This window comes from Beijerinckia sp. L45 (assembly GCF_009765775.1).
Classification (GTDB): domain Bacteria; phylum Pseudomonadota; class Alphaproteobacteria; order Rhizobiales; family Beijerinckiaceae; genus RH-AL1.
In genome coordinates this window covers 51,245-74,856 of sequence record NZ_LMUU01000096.1, presented here as the reverse complement: position 1 = coordinate 74,856, position 23,612 = coordinate 51,245, and the positions used below count along the sequence as shown (strand labels likewise).

Annotated in this window: 21 protein-coding genes and 1 pseudogene; 14 read left to right on the top strand and 8 right to left on the bottom strand. The window is 65.4% G+C overall.

What is annotated here, in order from left to right:
- Positions 1-1,476, top strand: a 1,476-nt coding sequence (locus GSQ79_RS10010) for a bifunctional diguanylate cyclase/phosphodiesterase (RefSeq protein WP_158808571.1), incomplete at its 5' end; no start/stop codon positions are given.
- A gap of 189 nt (positions 1,477-1,665) precedes the next feature.
- On the opposite strand, the gene GSQ79_RS10005 is transcribed toward GSQ79_RS10010, so the two are convergent.
- Positions 1,666-2,412 carry a GntR family transcriptional regulator gene (locus GSQ79_RS10005; protein ID WP_158808570.1) on the bottom strand — a complete coding sequence of 249 codons (747 nt, stop codon included), beginning with the start codon at positions 2,410-2,412 and terminating at the stop codon, positions 1,666-1,668.
- A 171-nt stretch (positions 2,413-2,583) separates the two neighbouring features.
- On the opposite strand from GSQ79_RS10005, the gene panB reads away from it, so the two are divergent.
- Positions 2,584-3,495: a 3-methyl-2-oxobutanoate hydroxymethyltransferase gene (gene panB / locus GSQ79_RS10000; RefSeq protein WP_158808569.1), complete on the top strand. Its 912-nt coding sequence runs from the start codon at positions 2,584-2,586 to the stop codon at positions 3,493-3,495.
- Between the two features lie 43 nt (positions 3,496-3,538).
- Here the strand turns inward: panB and GSQ79_RS09995 are convergent, their stop codons facing one another.
- The 5 genes from GSQ79_RS09995 to GSQ79_RS09975 form a co-directional block, all read right to left on the bottom strand.
- Entirely contained in the window at positions 3,539-3,763 is a 225-nt protein-coding gene (locus GSQ79_RS09995; protein WP_158808568.1) for a hypothetical protein, read from the bottom strand.
- Between the two features lie 5 nt (positions 3,764-3,768).
- Complete coding sequence (locus GSQ79_RS09990) at positions 3,769-4,530, bottom strand: fatty acid hydroxylase family protein (RefSeq protein WP_158808567.1); 762 nt, start codon at positions 4,528-4,530, stop codon at positions 3,769-3,771.
- Positions 4,531-4,597: 67 nt separating this feature from the next.
- A complete protein-coding gene (locus GSQ79_RS09985; protein WP_158808566.1) occupies positions 4,598-4,888 on the bottom strand; it encodes a DUF6166 domain-containing protein in 291 nt (96 codons plus the stop codon).
- A 10-nt stretch (positions 4,889-4,898) separates the two neighbouring features.
- Positions 4,899-6,311, bottom strand: coding sequence for an MFS transporter (locus tag GSQ79_RS09980; RefSeq protein ID WP_158808565.1), 1,413 nt, complete (start codon positions 6,309-6,311; stop codon positions 4,899-4,901).
- A 164-nt stretch (positions 6,312-6,475) separates the two neighbouring features.
- On the bottom strand, positions 6,476-9,268 hold the full coding sequence (locus tag GSQ79_RS09975) for a winged helix-turn-helix domain-containing protein (RefSeq protein WP_158808564.1): 2,793 nt from the start codon (positions 9,266-9,268) through the stop codon (positions 6,476-6,478).
- A 117-nt stretch (positions 9,269-9,385) separates the two neighbouring features.
- Here GSQ79_RS09975 and GSQ79_RS09970 point away from each other — a divergent pair, with 117 nt between their 5' ends.
- The 6 genes from GSQ79_RS09970 to GSQ79_RS09945 all read left to right on the top strand — a co-directional run bounded on the left by GSQ79_RS09970 (position 9,386) and on the right by GSQ79_RS09945 (position 15,387).
- Positions 9,386-10,222 carry an extradiol ring-cleavage dioxygenase gene (locus GSQ79_RS09970; protein WP_158808563.1) on the top strand — a complete coding sequence of 279 codons (837 nt, stop codon included), beginning with the start codon at positions 9,386-9,388 and terminating at the stop codon, positions 10,220-10,222.
- Positions 10,219-10,494, top strand: coding sequence for a hypothetical protein (locus tag GSQ79_RS09965; protein ID WP_158808562.1), 276 nt, complete (start codon positions 10,219-10,221; stop codon positions 10,492-10,494). The genes GSQ79_RS09970 and GSQ79_RS09965 overlap by 4 nt, the downstream gene beginning before the upstream one ends.
- A 23-nt stretch (positions 10,495-10,517) precedes the next feature.
- Positions 10,518-11,795, top strand: a complete 1,278-nt coding sequence (locus tag GSQ79_RS09960) for an MFS transporter (protein ID WP_158808561.1) — start codon at positions 10,518-10,520, stop codon at positions 11,793-11,795.
- A gap of 19 nt (positions 11,796-11,814) precedes the next feature.
- A complete protein-coding gene (locus tag GSQ79_RS09955) occupies positions 11,815-12,621 on the top strand; it encodes an SDR family NAD(P)-dependent oxidoreductase (protein ID WP_158808560.1) in 807 nt (268 codons plus the stop codon).
- Between the two features lie 344 nt (positions 12,622-12,965).
- Positions 12,966-14,090: a hypothetical protein gene (locus GSQ79_RS09950; RefSeq protein ID WP_158808559.1), complete on the top strand. Its 1,125-nt coding sequence runs from the start codon at positions 12,966-12,968 to the stop codon at positions 14,088-14,090.
- A gap of 268 nt (positions 14,091-14,358) precedes the next feature.
- The gene (locus GSQ79_RS09945; RefSeq protein ID WP_246725237.1) at positions 14,359-15,387 is read left to right on the top strand and encodes an amidohydrolase family protein; all 1,029 of its coding nucleotides are present in this window, start codon (positions 14,359-14,361) and stop codon (positions 15,385-15,387) included.
- Between the two features lie 102 nt (positions 15,388-15,489).
- On the opposite strand, the gene GSQ79_RS09940 is transcribed toward GSQ79_RS09945, so the two are convergent.
- Positions 15,490-16,236 (bottom strand): hypothetical protein, encoded by a 747-nt coding sequence (locus GSQ79_RS09940; protein WP_158808557.1) that lies wholly within the window; start codon positions 16,234-16,236, stop codon positions 15,490-15,492.
- A 157-nt stretch (positions 16,237-16,393) separates the two neighbouring features.
- On the opposite strand from GSQ79_RS09940, the gene GSQ79_RS09935 reads away from it, so the two are divergent.
- A complete protein-coding gene (locus tag GSQ79_RS09935) occupies positions 16,394-17,407 on the top strand; it encodes a hypothetical protein (protein ID WP_210253046.1) in 1,014 nt (337 codons plus the stop codon).
- Between the two features lie 147 nt (positions 17,408-17,554).
- On the opposite strand, the gene GSQ79_RS09930 is transcribed toward GSQ79_RS09935, so the two are convergent.
- Entirely contained in the window at positions 17,555-18,616 is a 1,062-nt protein-coding gene (locus GSQ79_RS09930) for a CBS domain-containing protein (protein ID WP_246725236.1), read from the bottom strand.
- Positions 18,617-18,816: 200 nt separating this feature from the next.
- Between GSQ79_RS09930 and GSQ79_RS09925 the strand changes: the two genes are divergently transcribed.
- The 5 genes and pseudogenes from GSQ79_RS09925 to GSQ79_RS30295 form a co-directional block, all read left to right on the top strand.
- Positions 18,817-20,130 carry a hypothetical protein gene (locus GSQ79_RS09925; protein WP_158808555.1) on the top strand — a complete coding sequence of 438 codons (1,314 nt, stop codon included), beginning with the start codon at positions 18,817-18,819 and terminating at the stop codon, positions 20,128-20,130.
- A gap of 423 nt (positions 20,131-20,553) precedes the next feature.
- Positions 20,554-20,904: a hypothetical protein gene (locus GSQ79_RS09920; RefSeq protein ID WP_158808554.1), complete on the top strand. Its 351-nt coding sequence runs from the start codon at positions 20,554-20,556 to the stop codon at positions 20,902-20,904.
- A gap of 159 nt (positions 20,905-21,063) precedes the next feature.
- Positions 21,064-22,644 (top strand): recombinase family protein, encoded by a 1,581-nt coding sequence (locus GSQ79_RS09915; protein WP_158808553.1) that lies wholly within the window; start codon positions 21,064-21,066, stop codon positions 22,642-22,644.
- The gene (locus GSQ79_RS30300) at positions 22,641-23,033 is read left to right on the top strand and encodes a hypothetical protein (RefSeq protein ID WP_158808552.1); all 393 of its coding nucleotides are present in this window, start codon (positions 22,641-22,643) and stop codon (positions 23,031-23,033) included. Before GSQ79_RS09915 ends, GSQ79_RS30300 begins: the two co-directional genes overlap by 4 nt.
- Positions 23,023-23,574: pseudogene (locus GSQ79_RS30295) on the top strand (recombinase family protein); the annotation flags it as partial. The gene GSQ79_RS30300 and the pseudogene GSQ79_RS30295, both read left to right, overlap by 11 nt.
- Positions 23,575-23,612: the final 38 nt, after the last annotated feature.

Below are 23,612 nucleotides of genomic sequence, written 5' to 3'. Positions count from 1 at the left end.
CGCCTCGACGTCGAATTCCGCATCCGGGACGAGGGGGCCGAGGACAAGCACCGCTGGCTCCAGGCGCTTGGCCGGGTGGTGTGCGACCCGGCGACCGGCAGACCGGTGCGCATCGTCGGCCTGAACCTCGACGTCACCGAGCGGAAGAGGATCGAACGGCGCCTCGAGCGGATGGCCCGCTACGATGGCCTCACCGGCCTCGCCAACCGGACGACGTTCCACGAGATGCTGCACGAGAAAGTCGGAGAACAAACCTCCGGTCAAAAGAGGTTCGCGATCCTGGCGCTCGATCTGAACCGCTTCAAATCCGTCAACGACACGCTCGGGCATCCGGTCGGCGACAAGGTGCTGCAGGAGGTCGCCGCACGGATGATGGGCGCCGTCCGACACGGCGACGTGGTCGCGCGCCTCGGCGGCGACGAGTTCGCCATCATCCAGGAAGCCGGCGGCGTCCATCAGGCGGAGGAACTGGCCAGGCGGCTGATCGCCGTCATAGCGGCGCCCATCTCGCTGAACGGGCGGTCGATCCGCGTCGGTGCGAGCATCGGCGTGGCGATGGCCCCCGACGACGGATCAACCGGGGATCGATTGTTCAGGGCCGCGGACCTCGCGCTGCTCCGCGCCAAACTGCGGGACGAGGACGCCTTCCAGTTCTTCGAGCCGGACATGGACGACGCTGCGCGGATGCGGACCGAACTCGAGCAGGACCTCGGACGAGCCTTGGAACGGCGTGAACTGGAACTCGCATACCAGCCGATCCTCGATGCGCGGACGCGGTCGGTGGTGAGCTTCGAGGCGCTCGTGCGCTGGCGCCATCCCGTGCACGGAATGGTGCCTCCCCAGTCGTTCATCCCGTTGGCGGAACAGACCCGCCTGATCCTGCCGATCGGGGAGTGGATCCTCCGGACGGCCTGCATCGCCGCTTCGCGTTGGCCCGGCATCGTGATCGCCGTCAACGTGTCGGCGGTCCAGTTCACCGACCCAAGCTTCCCGAAGATCGTCGCTTCGGCGCTCGCGACCTCCGGTCTTCAAGCCAAACGCCTGGAACTGGAGATAACGGAGACGGCGCTGCTCCAGGAGGAGCCTGCCGTCGCAAACTTCGACACGCTCAAAACGCTCGGCGTGAAGATCGCGCTGGACGACTTCGGAACCGGCTACTCGTCCCTGGACTATCTTAGGCGGATGCGGTTCGACCGCATCAAGCTCGACCGCTCGTTCGTCAGCGAGATCGGCGACCCGCGCTCGGCGTCGATCGTGCGCTCCGTCGTCGGCCTCGCGACCGCGATCGGCATGGCCATCACGGCCAAAGGCGTCGAGACCGGAGACCAGTACGCCTCGGGCCGCCTCACGGGATGCACGGAGGTCCAGGGATTCCTCTTCAGCAGACCTCTCACCGAGGTCCAAGCCGGCATCGTCGCGCAGCGACCGGCTTCGTTGGCCGGCGCCGATCCGCCATCCGCCTGCTCCGTCCGCTAGGGCCGTGAAGACGCGCAGCAAATCGCGCTGATATCCTTTTCGACAGGGCGCGCGGGATCGTGTTCGCGGACCTGCGGTCAGGACGCCGCGCGGAAGCCGACAGGTCCTTATACGCGTCCACTGGATCCCCTGCCCGCGCGATGATACCGCGCTCCTCGCAGGTCAAGCGTCCGAGACCTCGGTTCGATATCAGAAACTGAAATGCAGCGTCTTGCGCGCGAAGCTTTCGATATAGTCGACGAGATCGTCAGACGCTTTGGCAGCGCCCTCGCCATCCCCCTTAGACACGGCTTGGGCAACCCGCGCATGCAGCTTTGCGACCAGCGGCAGGTCCGCCGTCTGCTTGTAATGCTGATACCAGAAGCGGCGCGACAGGCCGTGCATCAGTCCCATCGAACGGGTAGCGAATTCGTTGTGGGATGCCAATGACAGCATGGTGTTGAACCGCAGGTCTAGCCGCATGAAGGCGCGGTCGTCGGCCGCCTTCGCGGCCGCGAGCATCCCCTTGGCGATGTCCGCGAAATCCCGCCGTTCGCCATCGCTCGCCCGCTCCGCCGCCAGCTTGGCCATCAGCCGTTCGAGAACGCGGCGGACCTCAAGCACTTTGAGTTGAGTCTCCAGGTTGATCGGCGAGACCAGTATCCCACGACGCGGGAGCACGACCACGAGACCGTCGCGGGCGAGCCGCTGGAGCGCCTCGCGGATTGGCGTGCGCCCGATGTCGAGTTCCTTCGACAGCCCTTGTTCCGACAGGACGGCTCCCGGCGCGAGACTGAGGGTGACGATCCGTTCCTCGAGTTCGCGGTAGGCGCGGTCGGTAAAGGTGGGGTCGGGCTTCTCCTGGGCGGGCCTCTGCTTCGCCGCCTTGCCGACAGATCGCGCGGCTGGAACCGCTTTCGGCCCGCTTCGAACCGTGGCCGGCCGTATCGACGTCATGGAGAAACTCGCTGAGGACACCACGTCACGCCTGCTCGTATGACCGCCCCGACGGCTGTCGTCCAGTGATATGCGCCTCATATCCACCAGCATCCGCCCGCGCGCCGCTTGCAGCCGCACCAACCCTTGTAATATATCAACCATATACCATAAGGAACAAAAGGGGCGGACATGTCACAAGGTATCCAGCCGACGGCGGCCGACGGCATCACAACGCGTTGCTCCAAGCGCGACAAGCGGACCATCCTCGACATCAGCGGATCGAAGAAGAGCGGCGAGAAGCTCGTCTACATGTCGGTGCCCGACTACACGTCGGCGCGGTGGGCGGAGATGGCCGGCATCGACGTCGCCGTCGTCGGCGACAGCCTCGCGATGATCGCTCACGGCCATGCCAACACCATCCCCGCGACGATGGACATGATGATCCTCCACGCCCAGGCGGTGCGGCGCGGCGCGCCAAACACGTTCACGCTGGGCTGCATGCCCTACCAGAGCTACAACACCGTCGAGCGGGCGCTGACGAACGCGACGCGCTTCATGCAGGAGGCGCTCTGCGACGCGATCAAGCCCCAGGGCGGCCGATCGCAGGCCCATATCCTGAAGGCGCTCGTCGATGCCGGTATCCCGACGGCATCCCACATCGGCCTGACGCCGCATACGATCGCGACCATGGGCGGCTTCAAGATCCAGGGGCGTACCGCCGAAACGGCGATGAAGATCCTCGAGGACGCGCTCGCCATCGAGGACGCCGGCTGCTTCATGCTGGAATTCGAGGCGGTGCCGGCGAAGATCGCCAAGGTGATCTCCGAACAACTGACCATCCCGACGATCGGGATCGGCGCGGGTGCCGGTTGCGACGGGCAGATCCTGCTCTGTTACGATCTGCTCGGCGTGTTCACCGATTTCAAGCCGAAGTTCACCAAGCGCTACGCGAAGATCACCGAACTCGCCGTCGAGGGCATCGAACGTTACGCCGAAGAGGTGCGTAGCGGCGCCTTTCCCGACGACGAGCATTCCTACACGGTCAAGGACGACGAGTACGACAAATTCCTCTCATTGGTCGCCAGGCGCCGGCACGTTTGAATGCAGCGCGCCGTCCGGATAGCCGGGCGGCACGACCCTCGCCCTACAGATCCGCCAACCGGATCCACACGCCGACGGCGATGGCGAAAGCGGCACCGGCCGCGATGATGGCCGCACTCGGGCGGCCGCCCACGATCTGCGAGGCGACGAGAAGCCAGAGGACGAAGCAGCCGAAGGCGATGACGAAGCCGCCGACGAGGGAGGCGATGTTGCGCTGCCGCGGCGGCGGTTTGATGCCAGGTTTCAGGTCGCGAACGGTGATCGGCATGGACCCTACTCCGCCGGGACTGCGGGGCGGGTGACGTCGGCGCTGGAGCGCACTTTCGGCAGGTCCTTGCGCACGAAGCGCGTCTCGTAGCCGTTCAACAAGGTGCCGAGCAGGCCGCGTTGGACGTCGCTCGTCCCAAACAGCCAATCCGCGAACGGATAGGTCAGGTTCATGTTCCTGCTCATCATGATCGCGGTGTCGTGGTGCGCAATGTGATGACGCCGGATCGTGTTGACGAAGGGAATGTGCTTGATGATCCGGTCGTCGCGGACGTGGCAGCACCAGTGGAAGAACTCGTAGTTCATGTACATGCCGGCGGCCGAGGCGACGAGGATCAGCGCCGCGTTCGTCGACCAGACCAGGCTGACGCCGTAGGCCATCGCGCTCGCCATGACGAGAAACGCGATCTCGGCATAGGGCGGGAAGAACACGATGCGGTAATCCTTGGTCGTGTCGTGGAACGGTTCGTGCTCGGTGAAGAACTGGTGATGCGCCAGGGTATGGCGCTTGTAGATCCCCATGAAGCCGGGGCGTGGGCGGTGCATGACCTGGGCATGCAGGAACCATTCGAAGACGTTGGCGAAGATCACGACGATGGGAATGACCAGCAGTTCGAGCCAGGTCGGCGCATGGATGTTCTGTACGCAATACCAGAGCGCCGCGCCACCGATCAGGAAGATGAGTGCGACGTGCACGATCCCGTCGTAAAGCGCGGCGATCTGCGCGCGATAGGCCGTGCGGAAGGCTTCCTGGCGAGCCGTCATCATGAGCTTGTCCTCCTGTCGGATCTGATGTTCGAATATAACATACTGCTGATATATCAGTAAATGGCGATCATAGCGCGGCCAAGGCCGCGTCGATCTCGGCACCGTCCATGCGCCACGCATTGTCGAGATGCGCCACCACGGCGGTCATGAACGGCTCGCTCAGCGCCAGCGCCTTGGCGTCGTCGCCGAGGTGGTCCGACAGCAGCGCCAGGGCGAGCTGGCGCGGCCCGGGACCGACGTAGGTCCATTCGAAGCCCATCTTCGAAAAGACCTTGACCTCGGACTTCGGTGGCAGCGGCTCGCCGTCGACGGTGACGACGGCGCCGCTCAAGCCACGCTCGCCTTCATAGACCTTCATGCGACGATCCTCATGCGGCGATCTCTTCGAGAGCGCGTCCGCGCGTTTCCTCGCCGAGGACCAGGACTACCAGCGCCGCCAGCACGAAGGCGCCGGCGCCGAGCGTGAAGACGCCGGTCTGCCCGCTCAGCGGCAGCACCAGGCCGATGACGTAGGGTCCGAGGAGCGAACCGAGCCGCCCGATCGCGGAGGCGAAGCCGGCCCCCGTCGCGCGGATGCGGGTGGGATAGAGTTCGGGCGTGTAGGCGTAAAGCACCGACCACATGCCGAATTGACAGAACTGCATGCAAAGGCCGAAGCCGATCAGCGCGCCCACGGTGGCGGATGTCCCGTAGAAATAGGCCGCCGCGGCGCTGCCGAGCAGCATGCCGATCAACGTCGCCTTGCGGCCGATCCGCTCGAGCAGCCAAGCCGCGGTCAAGAAGCCCGGAACGCCGGCGAGCGAGATGAGGACGGTGTAGAACACCGACTTCGTGACCGCGAACCCCTTCTGCTGCAGAAGCGCGCCGAGCCATGTCGTCAGCCCGTAGAAGCCGAGCAGCGCGAAGAACCAGAGGCACCACAGCATGATCGTGCGCTTGCGCTGGGCGCCCGCGAAGAGCGCAGGGAACCCGCCTGCGGTCGATGCGGGCAGCGTGACGAAGGGCTTTGGGGTCGGCAACACGGTGCCGTTGGGAAGCCGTCGCTGCACCTGCGCCTCGATGCCGGCCATGACGCGCTCGGCATCGGCGGTACGGCCGCGGGCGGCGAGCCAGCGTGGCGATTCCGGCACCTTGCGGCGCACGACCAAGACGAAGATCGCAGGCAGGCCCTCGATGATGAAGACCCAGCGCCACGTCGCGAAGGACAAGACGGCGTAGCAGAGAAGGCCGGAGGCGATGAAGCCGATCGGCCAGAAGCCTTCGAGATAGGCGATGTAGCGCCCACGGTTCTTCGCCGGCATGATCTCCGAGAGCATCGACTGGGCGCAGGGAAACTCCATGCCCATGCCGAAGCCGAGCAGAATGCGGGCGAGGCCAAGCAGTTCTACGCTTGGCGCCAGCCCGCAGCAGATGCTCCCGAGGCCCCAGAAGATCATGCTGACCTGGAAGACCTTGGTGCGGCCGAAACGGTCCGCGAGAAGCCCGGCACCGCTCGCGCCCAGGAACATGCCGAGGAAGCTCATGCTGGAAAGCAGCCCCGCGTGCGCGGCGTCAAGCGCGAACTCGGCCTTGATCGAGCCGAGAACGAAGGTGAGGGCGCCGAGATCGAGACTGTCGAAGAACCACGCCGTCGCGATGATGACGAAGATGCCGTGCTGATAGGACGTCAGCGGCAGGCGTTCGAGCCGCCCGGCTATGGCTGCGGCCGTGCCGCCGGTGTCGCGAACGGCCGTCGCGCCGTCGTCGCGCGCGAATGAATCCCCTGTTGCCACAATCGACATGCCGCCTCCCGATCTGCCGACTGTCGCGGCCTATCTGACATATCAGTCGTACATCTTAGCCATGTCAATCGGTCGCATGGCGGAAGCGGAGGCTCGATCTGCGTGTCTCTTACGCGTCTACGACCAGGGGGACTGAAGCGGCTGTCGTTGCGCTAGAACTTCCGTCAAGACGGTTCACCGATCCGTAGCCCGTAGCCCCCGATGTCCTCGACGAGCCGCCGCCGCCAGGCGTGGGCGCCCTGCTCCGTCGCGAGGTCCAGCGCGGATCCGAGCAGGGACTCAGAATCGGACGTGCCGTTGCGCCCCCGCGCTATGCGGGCCTTCAACCGCATCAACTCCGGACGCGCCCAGCATGTCGCGGCATCGTCCCCGAGGAGCCGGTCGATGAGCGGAGCCGCCTCGTCGACGCGTCGCGATCCGATCAGATGCTCGGCCAACGCCGTCGTCAGCATCGTGTAGCCGGGGGAAACGCCGACGGCCTCAAGGGCGGCCAGCGACGCCAGCATGCGGTCCGTCGAGGCGGTGGCGCGGAGGCTCCACAGGCGCGCGAGATCGGCGAACGCCTGCCCGTAGGCACGCCAGAAGCCCAGTCCATGTCGCTCGGCAAGCGCGACGGCCAGGCGTGCATTCCGCTCCAGCGTCGGAAGGTCATTGCCGAAGGCCGCGACCGTGCAGGTGCCTTCGAGGAGCGCGCAGCACAACGTGTTGGCGTGGTCGAGCCGTTCCGCGGCATCCACCGCCAGGCACGCCGTATGGACGGATCGCTCGGTCTGACCCTGGACCCACTGGACGCGGGCGAGGAAGGCGAAGCCGGCGGACCGCTGGTCTAGACCGAAGCGGAGCGTGAACGAGCTTTCCGGAGACGGCCGGCCCAGCGCCACGACCGAGCCGATGGAAGCGTTGGCCTCGTCGTGGCGCCCGAGGAAATGGCAGGAGACGCCCGCCGCACGCCTGCCCGCGTCGACCGCGTGGTTGTCACCGCGTGCGGCGCCGTCCCGCAACAGGCGCTGCGCCCACCCGAGCGACTCCGCGTAGCGACCGGTCCTGAGGGCGTGCAGCCACAGTCCGTAATGGGCGCGCGATTGGCATTCGGCGTCGCCGATGCGCCCGCCGAGCGCCAGCGCCCGGTGCCATGCGACGGCCGCGCCGGGAACGGCACCCTGCGACCAGGTGGTCGAGGCACCGAGCGCCGCGTTGAGCGCCATCTCGAGCTTGGGCTCCCGTTCCAGCACCTCTGGCGAGGCCGCAAGCGCCCGCTCGACCCGGAGCCGGCATTCGTCCAGGAGCGATAGCTGGATCCAGAACGGCAGCGAGGCGCACAGGGCACCAAGCGCCGCTCGCGGATCGCCTTCCGTCGACAAGCCCCAGTCGAGCGCGGCGCGCACGTCGCTCAGGTCGTCCGCGAACTCGACGACCCAGTCGTTGGAAGGCAACCGCCGCCATTCGCCGGCGGCGATGCCCAGGCGGTGCTGGAAGTACGCCGCGTGCCGCGCCGCAAAGACCGCGGAGCCGCCCGTGGCGGCGAGCCCCTCCAACGCGAAGGACCGGACCGTCTCCGAAAGCCGGAACCGGGTCCGTTGCCCGTGCGCCTCCTTCACGATCATCGACTTCGAGGCGAGCGCGCCCAGCAGGTCGGCCACCAGCCAGACATCGGCCGCGTCGGGAACCGCGACGTCGTGCGCCGCGTCGAGCGTGAAGCTCCCGGCGAACAGCCCCAACCTCAGAAGAAGGTCGCGCTCGGCCGCCATGAGCAGGCCGAAGCTCCAATCCAGTGTCGCGCGCAGGGTCTGGTGACGGGGCATCGCCGTGCGTCGGCTAGCCGTCAGGAGCCGGAACCGGTCGCTCAGCCCGGCGACCACGTCCCGCAGGCCGATCTGCGCGACCCGCACGGCCGCGAGTTCGATCGCCAGAGGGATGCCGTCGAGGCTCCTGCAGATGGCGCACAGGTCGGCCGCCTCTCGGTCGCCGAGCGGCGCATCGCGGTCGTTGGCGAGGATTAGATGCTGCAGCAATCGGGCGCACGGGTATCGGAGCAGATCCTCGAGGGAGGACGTCCCCGCCGGCGGCAGACCGAGTGGCTGCAGGCGGAACACCTGCTCCCCCTCGAGCCCCAGCGGCTCCTGCGTCGTCGTCAGGACGGACAGGTCGGGCCAAACGCCCAGGATCGCCTCGACCGCCTCCGCCGCCTCCTGCAGCAGATGCTCGCAGTTGTCGAGGATCAGCAGACGCGCAGACCTCCCCGAAGCGTCCGAGGCGGCGACTCGGGGCCCGCCGGCAGCAAGGCTGGCGGCGATCGTCGCCCGGACCAGCCCCGGGCCTGTCAGCCGGGCCAGTTCGACGAACGTGCTGCCGCCTGGAAACGCGGGCCTCGCGAGACGGTGGAGTTCGGCCGCAAGCCGCGTCTTGCCGATGCCGCCCGGGCCGGCGACCGTCACGAGACGGCTCGATGCAAGCGTCCCGGCAAGCGCCGCGATCTCGTGTTCGCGTCCTATCAGGGGCCCAAGCCGAGCGACAGGGTCAGGCGGCGGCGCAGGGATCGCGTCCGCGTTGCGCCCGGGTCGCGTGAGCCGGTATCCCCGGTTGAACTCCGTGGCGATGAGGTGCCGGTCAACGCCCAGGGCCGACCGCAATGCCGAGATCTGCGCCTGCAGGTTGTTCTCCTCCACCACTTCCAACGGCCAGACGCGCGAAAGCAGATCGTCCTTGGTCAGGGTGTCGCCGTCGGCCTCGACCAGCGCCAGCAGCACGTCGAAGGCCTTGCGGCCGAGTTCGACCTTCCGCCCGTCGCGCATCAGGAGGCGCAGGCGCGGAAAGATCCGATAGGCACCGAACGGTATGTCCCGATCGTCCCGGGTTTCCGCATCGTGGGTCACGTCGGCGACGCTCCAAAGCCTCGTCAGGAATACCTTTCCGCCCGGGATCGACGGAGAATTCAGACCCCTGAAATCCAGCGGCAAAGATCCCGCCCGCCGCCCGTAGCATGAAGCAGCGACGGCAACCACGCCGCTTTCGACCCTCCCCGCGTGATCCGCCACCGGCCTCGCGGGAGGGTGCCGCCTCCCGGAACGAACCCATTGTCCAAGATCGTCGCGACCTACGTCATCCCGCACACGCCCAGCTTCGTCAGCGACGTCCTGGCGACCGGCGACGCCTCGGACACGTTCCGCTTCTTCGCCGAGATGAGGCGGCACCTGGAACGATCGAGGCCGGACCTCATCGTCTCGATCAGCAACGACCATTTCAACACGTTCTTCCTCGACAACTGGCCAACCTTCGCCATCGGTCTCGCCGAGCGCACCGGAGGTCCGAGCGACCGGACGCCGGGCATGCCGCGCTACGAGATCAAGGTGGCCCGGGACCTCGCGGCGCACCTCCTAGGTGCGGTGGTCGAGAACGGCTTCGACTTCGCCCAGAGCCAGGAGTTCGACCTCGACCACGGGACCCTGGTCCCCCTGCATTTCATGACGCCGGACATGAAGATCCCAATCGTTCCGATCTTCATCAACTGCATCGTCCGGCCGCTGCCCGCCGCGAGCCGGTGCCACAGGCTTGGAGCGGTGCTGCGTGAAGCCCTGGGACGCTGGGAGCCAGCCAAGCGAATCGCCGTCGTCGCGAGCGGATCGCTGAGCCTGGAGATCGGCGGTCCGCGGGCGTTTCTCAACAAGACCTTCGGGGTGCCGGACCCGCAATGGGCGTCATGGGTCCTCGACCGCGTCAGGACGCGCCAACACGCCGAACTCATCCAAGCGGCGACGGAGACCAGGATGTTCGAGGCCGGGAACGTCGCGGGCGAACTCCTCACGTGGATCACGGCGCTGGGCATCGTCGGAGAGACCGCTCCGGACCTCCTGTTCGAACAGCCGGCGCTCGGCAACGCCTTCGCGGCGTGGGGCGCGGAGGGCGGCGCGTGAACGTCTACCTGATCCACAAGCTGTGCCGGCGGATCCTGCACGACGAGCCGTTCCGGGCGCTGGCGAAGTCCAATCCCGGTGTCGCGCTCGCCTCGATGCCCTTCACGGACCGCGAGCGGGAGGCGTTGATCGCCGGCGACGTGGCGTGCCTCCACCGCGAAGGCGCCTCGGCGTTCCTGCTCCTCATACTTTGCCGCTTCGAGATCTTCGGACTCGACCTGCCGACCTTCAACCGGCGGATGCGGGCGTGCGCCCCGGGCTGGTCGGAATGATTGAAGGCCGGAGGGAAGACACGGTGCTGGACGCGTCACGCAAGATAGGACCCGCGCAGAGGAAGGCGCTGCTGAGCAGCTTCATCGGCTGGATGTTCGACGGCTTCGAGACGAGCACCCTGATCCTCGTCGGCAACGCCGCGGCCGCCTCGCTCCTGTCGAACCCCAATCCCGACGACATCCGCCTCGCGGTCGGGACCGCGCTCGGCGCCACGCTGATGGGCTGGGCGATCGGCGGCGTCGTCGGCAGCCTCGGCGCCGATCGCGTCGGACGCAAACCGATGCTCATGATCTCGATCGCCGGCTACTGCGCCTTCACGGGCCTCACGGCCCTGAGCCCGTCGGTGACCGCGCTCGTCGTCGCGCGATTCCTCACGGGGCTGTTCCTCGGCTCGGAGTGGAGCACCGGGACGGCGCTCGTCGCGGAGACTTGGCCGGCGTCGTCACGCGCCAGGGCGCTCGGCGTCATGCAGTCGGGCTACGGCTTCGGCTTCCTGCTGGCAGCGGGGATCTGGCTGATCCTCCAGTCCCTGACGGGTCCCGAGGGCTGGCGTTGGATGTTCTGCAGCGGCGTGCTGCCGGCGTTCGTGCTGATCTACATACGTCGCAGCGTTCCGGAGTCGGAACTGTGGATCGCAGCCGCGACCGAGCGGAAGCGGACGCGGGACACCGGCGGCAAGCCCGAAGGCGTCATACACCTGTTGCGCGATCCCTCGGTTCGCGGCCGCGCCGCCGGCGCCTTCCTGATGGCGGCCGTCACCGTCTCGGTGTTCTACGCGATCAGCGCGTTGAGCGGTCCCTACATCGGCGCGATCGCCGCCGGCCAAGGCCTCGAGGCCTCGCGCTGGGCCGGGATAAGCGCCCTCGTCTACAACGGCGGCGCCATCGTCGGCTACGTCAGCGCCGGCTTCCTCGTCGATCGTCTGGGACGCAAACCGTACATGTACCTCGCCTTCACGGGTGCGGTCGGTGCCGGAGCGCTCACGTTCCTCGCGCCGCCGACGCTCGCCATATCGCTTGCCTGCGTCTTCGTCCTGGGCGTCTTCACGCTCGGCGTCTTCTCCTGGATGCCGATCTACCTGCCGGAACTGTTTCCCACGAGCATCCGGGCGACGGCGATGGGCTGCGTCTTCAGTTGCGCCAGGATGGTCGCGTTCCCGCTGCCGATCCTCACGGCCCTACTCTACTCCAGCCTCGGCGGGTACCAGTCCACCGTACTGGCCCTGACCCTCCTCTACACGATCGCGATCCTGGTCCTGCGCTTCATGCCGGAGACCGGCACCGCGGCCCTTCCAACCTGACGAACCGGAGAGAAGACAAATGAACCTTGGCATCGAAGGCCGCGTCGCGGTGGTCACGGGCGGCAGTGCCGGAATCGGCGAGGCCGTCGCGCAGGAACTGCTCGAGAACGGCGCGTGCGTCCTGATCGCTGCGCGCGACGCCGGAAGGCTTCGCGCCACGGAAGAAACCCTCGCCGCCCGTACCGGGGGCAGGATCTCGTCGATCGCGGTCGACGTCGCCGATGCCGACGCGGCGGCGAGGATCGCGGACGCAGCCGTCTCGCGTTTCGGGTCCCTGGACATCCTCGTGAACAACGCCGGCCGCGCGCACGCCGGCGGCCTGATGAGCGCCACCGAGGCGGACTGGGAGGAGATGACGAGCGTCAAGCTGACCTCGATGCGGAGGCTCTGCAAAGTGGCGATCCCCATCATGGGCAGACGCGGCTGGGGACGCATCGTCAACATGTCGTCGATCGGGGGCATCTATCCCAACCCGAAGCTGCTCGTGTCGCACGTCCTGAGCGCGGCGATCTGCAACCTGACGAAGTCGCTCGCGCTCGAGGTCGCCGGAATGGGGATCCTCGTCAACGCCATCGGCATCGGCGCCGTCGCGACCGACAACTGGGCGAACAACATGCTCCCGGCGGTGCGCCGCGGCCGGCCCGAACTGGCGGCGCTTTCGGACCATGACGTCCTCGCCAAGGTCTCGGCCGAACTCACGCCCGTCGGACGTCCGGGATCGGCGCGCGAGATCGCGGCGATCGCAGCGTTCCTGGCCTCCGACCGCAACGGCTTCGTCACGGGCGACACCATCGAGGCCTCCGGAGGTTCCGACCGCTTCATGTGATCGCGACGGCTCGCCGCAATCGGGTCGGCCCTTACCGGTCACGACGCCCAAACCCGAGGCGGACGATCGTTCACGCCATCAGCGAGTCTGGAGGGCCGATCAGATCCGAATGCGAAGACCTAAGAATGTAGCGGACGGCACCGTAGCCCGCGCTTGTCGTGATCGCGGCTTGGGCTCCCGATGCGCCGGCTACGTCGTTCGACGGGTTTGCGAGCATCGAGAGAAGATTTTCTCGAAAGGGGGGAAGGCCTCCAAGCGGACAACTCCAAGAGGCCATGAACGGTATATGCATTCGCAAAGGTCGAAGCGATCTTAGCGAAACAGCCATACCGAAAGGCAATGCCATGGCATCTGAACTCCTCGACGCGTTTGGCCTTTCCGGCGATGAAATATCCTCGCTCAGACAGAAGTCTTTCGATGAAAACTTCGGGCGCATGGCTCGGCTCAGCCGGGCCAACACCTTTGAGAGGCGGCAAGGCCTCTCGGGACATATCGCGGCGAGATTGTGGGAATGCAAACAAGTGCTGTCGCAGGTGGGTATGCTCGGGCAGATCATGGTAGCACGAGACATCGCGAACCATGCGTCGATGCGCGATTGGGAGTTTCTGCTTGAAAGACTTTACTTCGATCCCCTGGTATTCAAGAACAAGGTAACCTGGTTCCTGTTCCAGGCGCTCCTCGAGGCGCAAAGGGACTTCGCGCTCGAGGCGTGTCCGCCCCGTAGCCACGAGACATACCTCACGGGCGAACTCGTCGGCAGGATACGCGGCGCCTGCGATAAATGGACGGACGCGGCGAAAGCCTACCTGTCGAGGACAGGCACCAGCATAGAGATATCGAGGATAGATCTTTCGGTCGGCGGATACGAACAGGCGACGGGCGGCGATCTGGCGCTCATCCTCGACATAGACGAGGCGGACATCAGTCCTTGCGACCTCGAGGCGAAGATCCTCCTTTTGACCGGGCCGCTGCGTGGCTCCGTCATCATCCCCATGGTCTTCCAAGCCAAGCGCTACGTCGGCAGTACCGCCGACATATCCCAGCACCACGATGATCGAGGGTACCAGTTCGATACCTTGCGGCAGACCGTCTGCGCTTCGAACTATCTGTTCTACGAGAACGGAAGCGAGCGGATCGACCTTCCCGCGCTTCCAATGGTGAAGCCGACCTCCGCCTGTCGACCAATCGAGACCTCGCCGCGGACCGAGGTCTTTGAAGGCAGCGTCGATCTCGCAACGTACGTCCTCCGAGCGATTAACGGATTCGCCGACATCCCGGCTGCGAATTCCATGGAAGACGCTTTGAACATGATCCTCGCGAACGCCTCGAAGGACCGTGTAGGGCATGTCGCCATTCTCGCCAACAAGGCAGGGCGAGGCCAGTTCTACAAAGATGCATTCGATAGGCTCATGAAAGGAATCGCCGTCGGCCCGACGCCGCCGGACCTGCCCGAGGAGCCTCGTTTCTAGGGCACGCCCTACCGCGCCAAGGCCACGAATTCAAAACGGGTGCTTGCGGAGGCGGTCTGAAAGTCCATATCGCCACGCCCTCGTCGACCGCGGTCATGACATCGACGACCGCGGTCGGCGACAATCTTCAGGCCGACCGCAACCGGCATCTCCAAGGACCGGGTGTCCATCGCTTGCCGCTCTTTGCTTGCCGGACGGGCATCCGCAACGATCGATGGAGCCGCATTCGCGCGCCGGTGCAGCGTGGAACCCGCCCGAACTCGAGCGCTTGACGACGGTCGACAACAGCGATCAGGAGCGCTCGGCCGTGAAGATCATCGGGCTCGAAGAACATTTCGTAACCAGCGACGTCCTTGCGGCTTGGCGCGAACTGGACCCCAAGTGGCAGGACGTCGCACTCAAGCAATCAGACCGCGGCGACGTCGAGCGCCGCCTGATCGACCTTGCAGCCGAGCGCTTGGCGTCGATGGACGAAACCGGGCTCGACGTCCAGGTCCTGTCGCTAACGGCGCCAGGCGTGCAAAGCCTGGAATCCGGTAAGGCCGCCGCGCTGCAGACCGCATCCAACGACCTTCTGGCCGAAGCCATACGAAGGCGGCCCGACCGTTTCCAGGGCCTTGCGACGCTCGCCACGCCCGACCCGAATGCCGCCGCCCGTGAACTGGAACGTGCGGTCACCCGACTTCACCTGAACGGAGCCATGCTGTTCGGCCGTACGCGCGATCGCAACCTCGACCATCCTGCGAACTGGGCGATATTCGAGGCGGCGGCCGCGCTCCGGGCACCGCTCTACCTGCACCCGCAGTCCCCGACGCCGGCGGTACGCGAGGCGATCTACGGCGGCTTCGGTGAACCGTTGGACGGGGCCCTCTCGACGTTCGGTCTGGGCTGGCACTATGAAACGGGCGTCCAGCTGTTGCGGCTCGTGCTATCGGGCGTGTTCGACCGCTTCCCCGATTTGCAGATCGTGACGGGCCACTGGGGCGAAGTGGTCCTGTTCTACCTGGACCGGATCGATGAACTCACCAAACCTGCAAAGCTTGAACGGCCGGTCTCCCACTACTTCCATCGGCACGTCTCGATAACGCCCGGCGGCATCTGGAGCGAACGCTATCTGCGTTGGGCGATCGAGGTCCTCGGCATCGAGCGCATCCTTTTTTCCACCGACTACCCCTATCGCTTCACGCCCGATGGAGGCGCCCGCCGATACCTCGTGGAGGCGAACCTATCGGACGCGGAGAAGGACGCGATCGCGCATGGCAACTGGGACCGTCTCGTCGATGGGATAAGGAGGTGACGCCGGAGTTGGAGGGCCGCGCGAGCAGGCGCACATCTACCTCCATCTGTTCGTTCCGTTCGCGAAAGAGCCGACGCTGGCCCTCAAGTGAGATTGGTCGGGTCAACGCGAAGCGATGGTGGTCCTGATCCGAGAAGCGACCTCCTCGACGTGCTCCCTGTAGAACATCAGTCCAGCGGTGAGTTCCCTGTCCTTGAACATGTCGAACATCGGATTCATCACCGCGTCGGCGCCCTTCGAGATACACTCCTTGGCGTATTGGTAGGTCTCCGTGACGATCAGATCAGCGCCTTGAAGGGCCGTAACCTCGGAAACGGCCGAGAATCCCATCGACGCTATTTCCGGGAACGGCTGTGGCCGTGTCATGTAGAGCCTGGTCCAGATCTCGAGGTCCTGTCTGGTGCCCCGATCGAAACCGACGACCACCTGCTCCCCCGGCTTACGGAGGCGGATCGTCTCGATCATCGCCTCCATGCATTTGTAGAAGCAAAGCTCGATAGGCCCGCCGACCTCTTCAGCCACTTCCCCGACGATCAAGTCGTGCCACGCCTTCCTGTCGACGGCGGCGGCGATCGTCACGAGGCCGACGTCGAGGATGACGTTCCGAAACCTGCCGGTGACGTAGTCGCGCTCGACAGGCTTATAGAATCGGAACTCGCCCTCGCCGGCCCGACAGGGGGAGAGATGGAACCGGGTGAGAGGCGGCTTGCCCGCGACCGGGTTCGCAAGAACATGCTTCCACTTCGCGTCGAAAAGGTCCCACTGTTCGTCCGTGCCAAGCAACCCGCCGATGGCGGTCACAGGCGCACCGTCATGCGTCCCGCTGTCGTCGAAGAACGCTCCTAACATGCTTGGTTCCCAGCAGATGGCGTGCCCCGATCGGGGCAACGAGGGCTATACGGCAAGGTTGTGAGCCGCGAAGCTTGGCATTAAGTTGCGTCAGATCGCGCTGAAGCAACGTCGAATATTCAGTTCATAACAGGGGTCTGGTATGCGAGCGATAGCCTTGGCCATGGCATTGCTGGGGCTATCGGGTGCGAACGCCTCGGCGGCGGGGTCCGCCGACCAGTGTCGGGACATCCTAATCTACGCCGCCCACAATCGGTATCAGTCCCTCCAGACAGGCAACATCAAATCCGATCTCAAGACTGCGATGTGCAACGGCACATCGTCGTCGGATGGAAGCTCATCGTCCATCGGAGCCGGCCTGAGCGTCCTCGGTTACGGCTCGGGAACCTTCGATAAGGGGAAGCAGAACCTCAAGACGGCCCAGAGCCAAATATGCTCCTCCGGAGAGTCGCAACTCTCCAATGACCAGTTCGACCAGGTCGCGAAAGACGTGGTGGACGCCGACTCCGTCGCCGCATGGACCAAATGCATCGGAAGCGGAGGATTGGTCGGCTCGATCGAAAGAAATGGCGACATCGTCATCTTCCACCTCCAGTGGATCGGATTGAACAGCATCGACTCGACCGAACTCGTCAATACCGACATCGACGGGGTGAATTGCCAAACCATCTGGCCGGACGGGACGCATGTCGGGAGCCTGAAGCTCCAAAAGCAATGCCATGGGGATGCGAAGAAGGCCATCACGGTAACCTTCCAGGCGAAGAACGACTCCCTGACGCTCAAGTCTCCAGGCGCGTCAGACCTCAGTCCAACGCCACCGGACAACAGGACGAGGCGCGAGAAGTGCCTGGATGGGATGTCGGACGAATGCGTGCTCTATGCAGACGACATCCGAAAGGACTGCGATGCCAAATACAGTCAGGCGACCCTTGCGGGCGCGAGCCAATGGCGGATTTGCGCGCAAACAACGGTAAACGTATCCGATTACGTGAACAGTCTGACTGCGAAAGACGAGGCCTGTAAAAACAACATCAGCGCCATGCAATGTAAGACCGCCGAGGAATTCAGTCTCGGAAGGCGGAAGGTCTTGACGGGCGAGGGCGCTATGGTTTCGGCGCCGCTCGGCGGAGCACCCTTCAATCCGACCCCAGGATTCCTGCCGCCGCACTGAGCTTCAGCCATGCATTCGTGGGCGAAGGCCTTACAGAGCGCCCGAGATCCGAAGGGATGATCGGTGCGGAAACATCATTCCTATCGACGGCCGCCGCGGCGACCGCAAGCCCGGCCGGTCGAGGCGGCCCTGGTCTCGAGGACGCCCTCAGAAGGCGCCTATGCCCCGCAGCGTGCTGAACATCCTGGCGACGTTGCGCAGCTTCGCGAGATCGTCCTCCGAGATGGGGTCGGGATCGAAGTGCATCACGTCGTTGCGTATCGCGTTGATGGCGGCGAGTTCCTTGCAGAACGCGGCCCTGTCGAGCTTGAGGGCCAGCTTCGTCCAGTTCTCCTCGTGGTCGAGGATCCGGACGAAATTGCCGAAGGTCAACTCGGCGACCGCCCCGGTGAACTTCTCGGGGAGGTACTGCGAAGCGCAGGCTCTCTCGATGTCCTGCAGATCGAGGCGTCCCCTCACCAACGCGCGCAGATGGTTCTCCACCTCGCCGAGCAGGAGGAACGGCGTGCTGCTCTCCTCGAACTGCTGCCCGATGTCGTTGGAGGTGACGATGCCGACGATCTTCCTGTCGGGCGCCCTGACCAGCACGTAGTCGTGGTCGAAGATGACCTTGAGGGCCGCGAAGATCGACGCGGACGCGGGTATCTCGTGGGCCTCGTTCATGTAGGCCTGGACGTCCGATCCGCGTGCGTCCGCCGCGAGCCGGACACCGATCGACGTCCAGCTGATGACGCCCTTGACCTCCCTATCCGTCGTCATGACGGGCAACTGCGAATAGTTCCGCACGATCATGATCGTCACGGCCTCGAGCAGGCTCGCGTTCGGCTTGACGCTCACCGGCGGCCTGTTGGCCGAGGCGATCTTGCTGATCCTGAACGAGGGGTCGTCGCTCGACTTCGTCTCGGTCGGCGCATCGCCGGCACCGGTCGCGTCCGCGCTCGGGGCCTTGTCGTCATGGTCCCCGTCGGCGGCGCCCGGCGCCGGCGCGAGTTCGAAGGTGATCGGCGTATCGACCCATATGTTCAGGTAGTTCGGAACGGTGCGGATCCCGTAGTCGGCCAACGCCCTTTCGATCGTCTCGACGTTCTGCGCCGTGCGCCGTTGCGCGCCGAACCAGTGCATGAACGTCCGGATGGGCAGGGACGGCGGCGCCCTGCCCTCGATGAGATCGCTCCGGATCGCCTCGAGCTCTTCGTAACGGTACGGCAAGGCGGGTCTCCGGGGAATCCGATCGCCGCAGACAGCTACAGGCGCCGTCGAGCGGCGGCAACACCGGAGGGCAGCTTCACATGCGGCCCGCCATCCAACGAATGGACCGGTCTTCCGCGCAGACGTAGGGTGGTAACCGGCGATCGCGTCGGCCAGACGTTCGCGCAGTGCCGCACGTCGGCGACTGACCCGGAGTCCGCTTGACGCTCAGCCTCCACGACGACCACGACGGGCTGCAGGCCCAGATGAAGCTCGGCATGGGCTCGTTCGAGAAGCGCCGGCAGCACAGGCACGAACTGCGCATCCTGACATGCTTCATCGACTTCGACGCGGTCCGTGGCCTTGTCGCCGCAATCGCCCAGGAGGTGAGGCTCACCGACGTGCGCCTCATCTTCGACTATTCCGAGATCTATCGGCAGCGGACGCCCGACCAAGCGATCGCGGGCCTGTCCTCGATCGAGGGGCGCTGCCATGAACTGGGCGCGTCCTTCACCTGGAACGCGGTCAAGGCAGGCGCGCTCATGCATGCGAAGGCCTTCGCGGTCGTCCAGCACAAGGGCGGCGCCGTGCACGACGGCCGGATCTGGGTCACCTCGGGAAACGCGACCGCCCGCGGCCTCGGGCAGAGGACGCCGAACTTCGAGCTCTCGCTGACGACCGACAGGCGCAGGGATCTGAAAAGCTTTCTGACGATCTGGGAGGACCTCGAAAACAGGTACAGCGTCGACATCGGACGACCGGTCAGGAAGGCGGAGGACTACGGGTTCAAGTACGGGCTCCTCGCCTCGGGCACGTTCCTGCACCGGTGGGCCACGCCCCTCGCCGCCCAACTCGCGCTGCGCTACCCGATGACGGAGCGCGGGCGGCGCGACGCCGTCACCGTCGCCGACCTGATCAAGGACCAGGGCTTCGAACTGGGCGTTGGTTCGCTATCGCGCCAACCGCTGGCGTTCAAGGCCCGCAAGGTCCTTCCGAGAAGCTTCTCGCGCGACTACACCGTCGACACGCTGCTGGGGCGCTGGTGCCCGCACTGCGTCTGGAGCGTCGTGTCGGCGTCCGTCTCGGGGAACGCGGCCTTCCAAGCGTTCCGCGCCTCGTTCCGCCGACAGACGACGTCGGAGTCCCTCGATCGCATCGTCGCCGACGAGGCCGTCCGCGAGGGGGCGCTGGTCGCACGCGGATTCGTCGAGGCCGACGAGGACCGTCTCGGACGCTGGCGGGAACGGACCGCGACGCTGCGGGACGACGAGGCTCGCCTCGAGCGCATCTTCCTCGACTACCAGGATTTCGAGCTTCCGTACGCGTACGAGGCGAAGTCAGACGTCGAGGAGGTCTTCCGCTCGCTCTCGGACAGCATGGAGATGGCGCGCAGGGAGAGCGTGACGGTGAAGCTGGCAAGGAGCGCGATCACAAAGGCGGACCTCCGCGCCCTCGCCCTGGGGGACGACGAGCGGGAGGCGTTGTCGCGGATTCTGCGGCAAGGATCCGGCCATCCGGGAAGCACGGCGGCCTAGCGCCCGGAGATACCGGCTTCGAGCGCCGCTACGTCCAACAGGGTCGGCGGGCCGCTGATCTCAGACTTTGCGGACAGGAGCATCCAGCGGGCACGCCGAACCTGCCGAGCGCGCTACCTTCCGCTACCGACCTCCGGACGATTGTCGGGTGGCGGACGCCAATCATTGGCTCCCTTCGGGATGGCTTCTCGTACCGTTCGATGGAGCGGCGGGACGAGCGGGGCGTCGAGGCCCCGCTCTCCGCACCGGCCAGCATTCTTTGGAATCGCCGGATCGGGCCGCTCATTGAGGCCAGCGAGCCGAAGCCGACGGTGTCAGCGGCGTCGAGTATCTTCCAATGGTTCTTCGGGAAGGCCTTCGGCATCGATGCGATCGGCGATGCCGACGCGCCTCACACCTTTCGTTGCGCAACATCGAGATAGGTTGCTGGAAAACTACGGTCAAACGCGCGGAGACAGGAGGCGCCGTCTGAAGCGCGCTTCGGTCGATGAAAAATCGATGGCGCTTATTGATATTATTAATATCGGTCCAATCTCTTCATCTCGGTCGCATGCGGCGACGCTCTTGACGGCCTTCAACGGCACCGCATCGAACAGGAGGCCAGCAATGGACAGGAACGATCCCGTCGAGAAGTTTGTAGCGGCACTAGCCGCTTGGGCGGTCCAAGAGGATCTGCGCCGCGCCGCGGCGTCCACGTCGACAATCGAGAATCGCCCGTCGCCGGAAAAGGCTTCGACGCCATCCCAGAGGGCGCGAAAGGGACGGATTAACTGAACACGAAATCGGGACTAGACGGGGCCTGGATGGCGAGCGTAGTCTGCATCAGCCCCTCAGGCACCCTAAAGTCCCTTCGACCCGCCAGGCGGACGCGAACGCGCGTCCGTAGGTCGGCCCGCCATACCGGCGGTGGGACTGGCCGAGGGACCACAGACAATGACCATAAACATTAGAACGCGCCGCATCGGCGCGACTGAACCGACGTCGGCCGGCGGCAACCAACGCTTGCCGGACGAACCTTCACGTATCGTAGAGCCCGCGATCGGGATCGACACAGCGACGGCGGCCGACGGCGGATCTTCTAAAGAAGGCCGCGCGGTCTACTCCTGGCTGTCTCCGGATCCGCAGGTCGCGTTGACCGGGTGCGACGTGTCAGCCGTCCTCGGCAGCTTCGTCTTGCCGGCTCCGCCTCACGGCCTCGACCCTATGGACGCGAGCGGAAACGACGACGCGAAGGATGCCGAGTTTCGGCGGTCCTACCGCATGGCGAGCGCAGACTCGCACATCATGCAACGCATGGAGATGGGTCGCCGCCAGGCGGTACTCATGGGAAGCGTCCCGCGGCCGCCATGCTTCGGCTATGCGCGTGGTTTCCAGCCGGGCCGGCACGTGCCGGATCCCCTCAACGCGATGATCGTCCGCGAGGCGTTCCGTCGCCGCGCTCAAGGAACGCGCACGGCCGAGATCGCGCGCGACTTCAGCGCGCGCGGCATTCCCACGCCGGGTGAAAGCGCGCGCATCGCTGCCGGTACGATGGAGCGCGGGCAGTGCCGCCACTCCTGGTCGGAAGCGATGGTGGCGGCATTGTACGACAATCCGCTCTACATCGGCATCATCGTCTACGGCGCGACCAAAACCATTCGCGACACGGTGACGCGGAAGCGCGAGCGCACGGGCTCGCGGCACCGCCCGGAAAACACGGTGATCGCCGGCTACAACGAAACGCTCGCGATCGTACCGCGCGATCTTTGGCTACACGTCAAGCATCTCCGTCGTACGAAGGCGAGCCGGGAAGTGACGGGAGGGCCGGGCGTGACCGGCGGAAAGCGGCCCCGCGCCGCCTACCTGCTTACCTCTCGAAACGTCTTGTGCGTCGGTGCCGAGGCTACCGGCTTGAACTGCAATGATGCGCCGAAGGCGTGCAAAAGGCATGAGGGTCCAGGCAGCGCCGTGACTGCAAACGCCGGTTCGGCGTCCCCCTGGGCCAGGCTGCATAAAGCGAACGTCGCAGAGGTCGCATCTGTCGCGACGAAATACATCCGACATCCGACGGAGGACCAGTCGCACGACGAGGAGGGAAGCAGGGAGGTGCCGGCCGGGACGGAGGTTCGCTGCGACATCGTGGCGTATCTGCGGAGCGCGACGTTTAACCAGGAACAACTTGCCTATCAGCTCATGGAGATCAAGGCCTACGCGGCGCGCGTCGGGGGTACCATCAAGAACATCTATATCGACGAGGGTTGCAGCGGCGCCTCGCGGTACGGTCGTCCCGGTCTCGCACAGGCGCTCCAGCGTCTAGCGGACCGGACCACCAACGCCTTGGTGGCGTTCGATGAGAACAGGGTTTCGCGCAGCGTAATCGATCTCCTCGAAATCCGCATGTCGATCAAGAAGAGCGGCGCCGAATTCCACACCGTCAAGGACGGCCGCGTCATTGATGTTGGCCTCCTCATCCTGAGGCTCACGACCAGCGCGTCCCGCAAGAGGCCGAGCCGCGCGAAGGGAGACCAGGCATGAGCGTGATCGAACGTGGGGAAGTCCCGATCTGCAACACATCGCATCAGGTACCTTTGTGCTTACCAGCGATTGGCAAGTGCGCGAGCGAAAAGACTGCAACCAGTCGCGGACTCTTGACCACGACGTCTTCACTTCCGGCGGCGACGTACGTCACGGTCGCGCCGGATCCAATCCAGAGAGATCGGTCTGCATACCGCCTGCGGATCCTTGCGGCCGGGAAAACCGGCATCATCCACAAGGAGCGGGCGGAATTGTTCCGCTTCATCTTCCGACAGTTCGCCGCGAAGCGTCCGGCTGACGTCTTCGCTCGTCACCTGAGCGCCAGGTCGGTGCCAAAACCGAGCGGAATCGAAGCAGCGATCGTGAGGAGCTTCGGAAATGACAGATAGGATGACGAACGACCTCGAATACTTGATGGAAGCTCAATCGGCCATCGCCGAGGTTGCGGCGCAGGATGACGCGATCGGGCGTGCACTGCGCCCGTCGCCACCTTACCCCTCGCCTCCGGGGCTTCTCGACGTGGAAGGCCCGGCAAATCTGCGCGAAGATCTCCGGAATACCGCGGCCCTGCTGCCCGAGGGATATCTCGACAAGCACGCCGGCCAGCCATCGGCTCGCCACGCCGGCCGCCGCAACATCGTGGCCTACCTGCGGAACTCGACGGACGATCAGGAGACCAGCCTGCCGACGCAACTCGCGGAGATCAAGCGCTACGCCCTCAGGATAGACGGCACCATCGTCGCCGTTAAAGTCGATGAAGGATGCACCGGGACCACGCGGTTCGGACGACCGGGCCTTGAAGAAGCGCTCGGCCTCCTGACAGACGAGACGGCGGACATCTTCCTGACCTTCACCGCGTCCCGCGCATCCCGCGACTCGTCCGATCTCCTTTACGTCTGGAAAGTCATCGAAAGGGCCAAGGCCGAATTCCATACCGTCGACAAGGGTAAGATCTCCGACATGGAGGT

Coding starts and splice junctions, on each gene's coding strand:
- GSQ79_RS30300 (WP_158808552.1), top strand. CDS start 22,641: ATGAGCGTGATCGAACGTGGGGAAGTCCCGATCTGCAACACATCGCAT.
- panB (WP_158808569.1), top strand. CDS start 2,584: ATGTCACAAGGTATCCAGCCGACGGCGGCCGACGGCATCACAACGCGT.
- GSQ79_RS09995 (WP_158808568.1), bottom strand. CDS start 3,763: ATGCCGATCACCGTTCGCGACCTGAAACCTGGCATCAAACCGCCGCCG.
- GSQ79_RS09985 (WP_158808566.1), bottom strand. CDS start 4,888: ATGAAGGTCTATGAAGGCGAGCGTGGCTTGAGCGGCGCCGTCGTCACC.
- GSQ79_RS09950 (WP_158808559.1), top strand. CDS start 12,966: ATGGCATCTGAACTCCTCGACGCGTTTGGCCTTTCCGGCGATGAAATA.
- GSQ79_RS09990 (WP_158808567.1), bottom strand. CDS start 4,530: ATGATGACGGCTCGCCAGGAAGCCTTCCGCACGGCCTATCGCGCGCAG.
- GSQ79_RS09940 (WP_158808557.1), bottom strand. CDS start 16,236: ATGTTAGGAGCGTTCTTCGACGACAGCGGGACGCATGACGGTGCGCCT.
- GSQ79_RS09955 (WP_158808560.1), top strand. CDS start 11,815: ATGAACCTTGGCATCGAAGGCCGCGTCGCGGTGGTCACGGGCGGCAGT.
- GSQ79_RS09915 (WP_158808553.1), top strand. CDS start 21,064: ATGACCATAAACATTAGAACGCGCCGCATCGGCGCGACTGAACCGACG.
- GSQ79_RS09980 (WP_158808565.1), bottom strand. CDS start 6,311: ATGTCGATTGTGGCAACAGGGGATTCATTCGCGCGCGACGACGGCGCG.
- GSQ79_RS10005 (WP_158808570.1), bottom strand. CDS start 2,412: ATGACGTCGATACGGCCGGCCACGGTTCGAAGCGGGCCGAAAGCGGTT.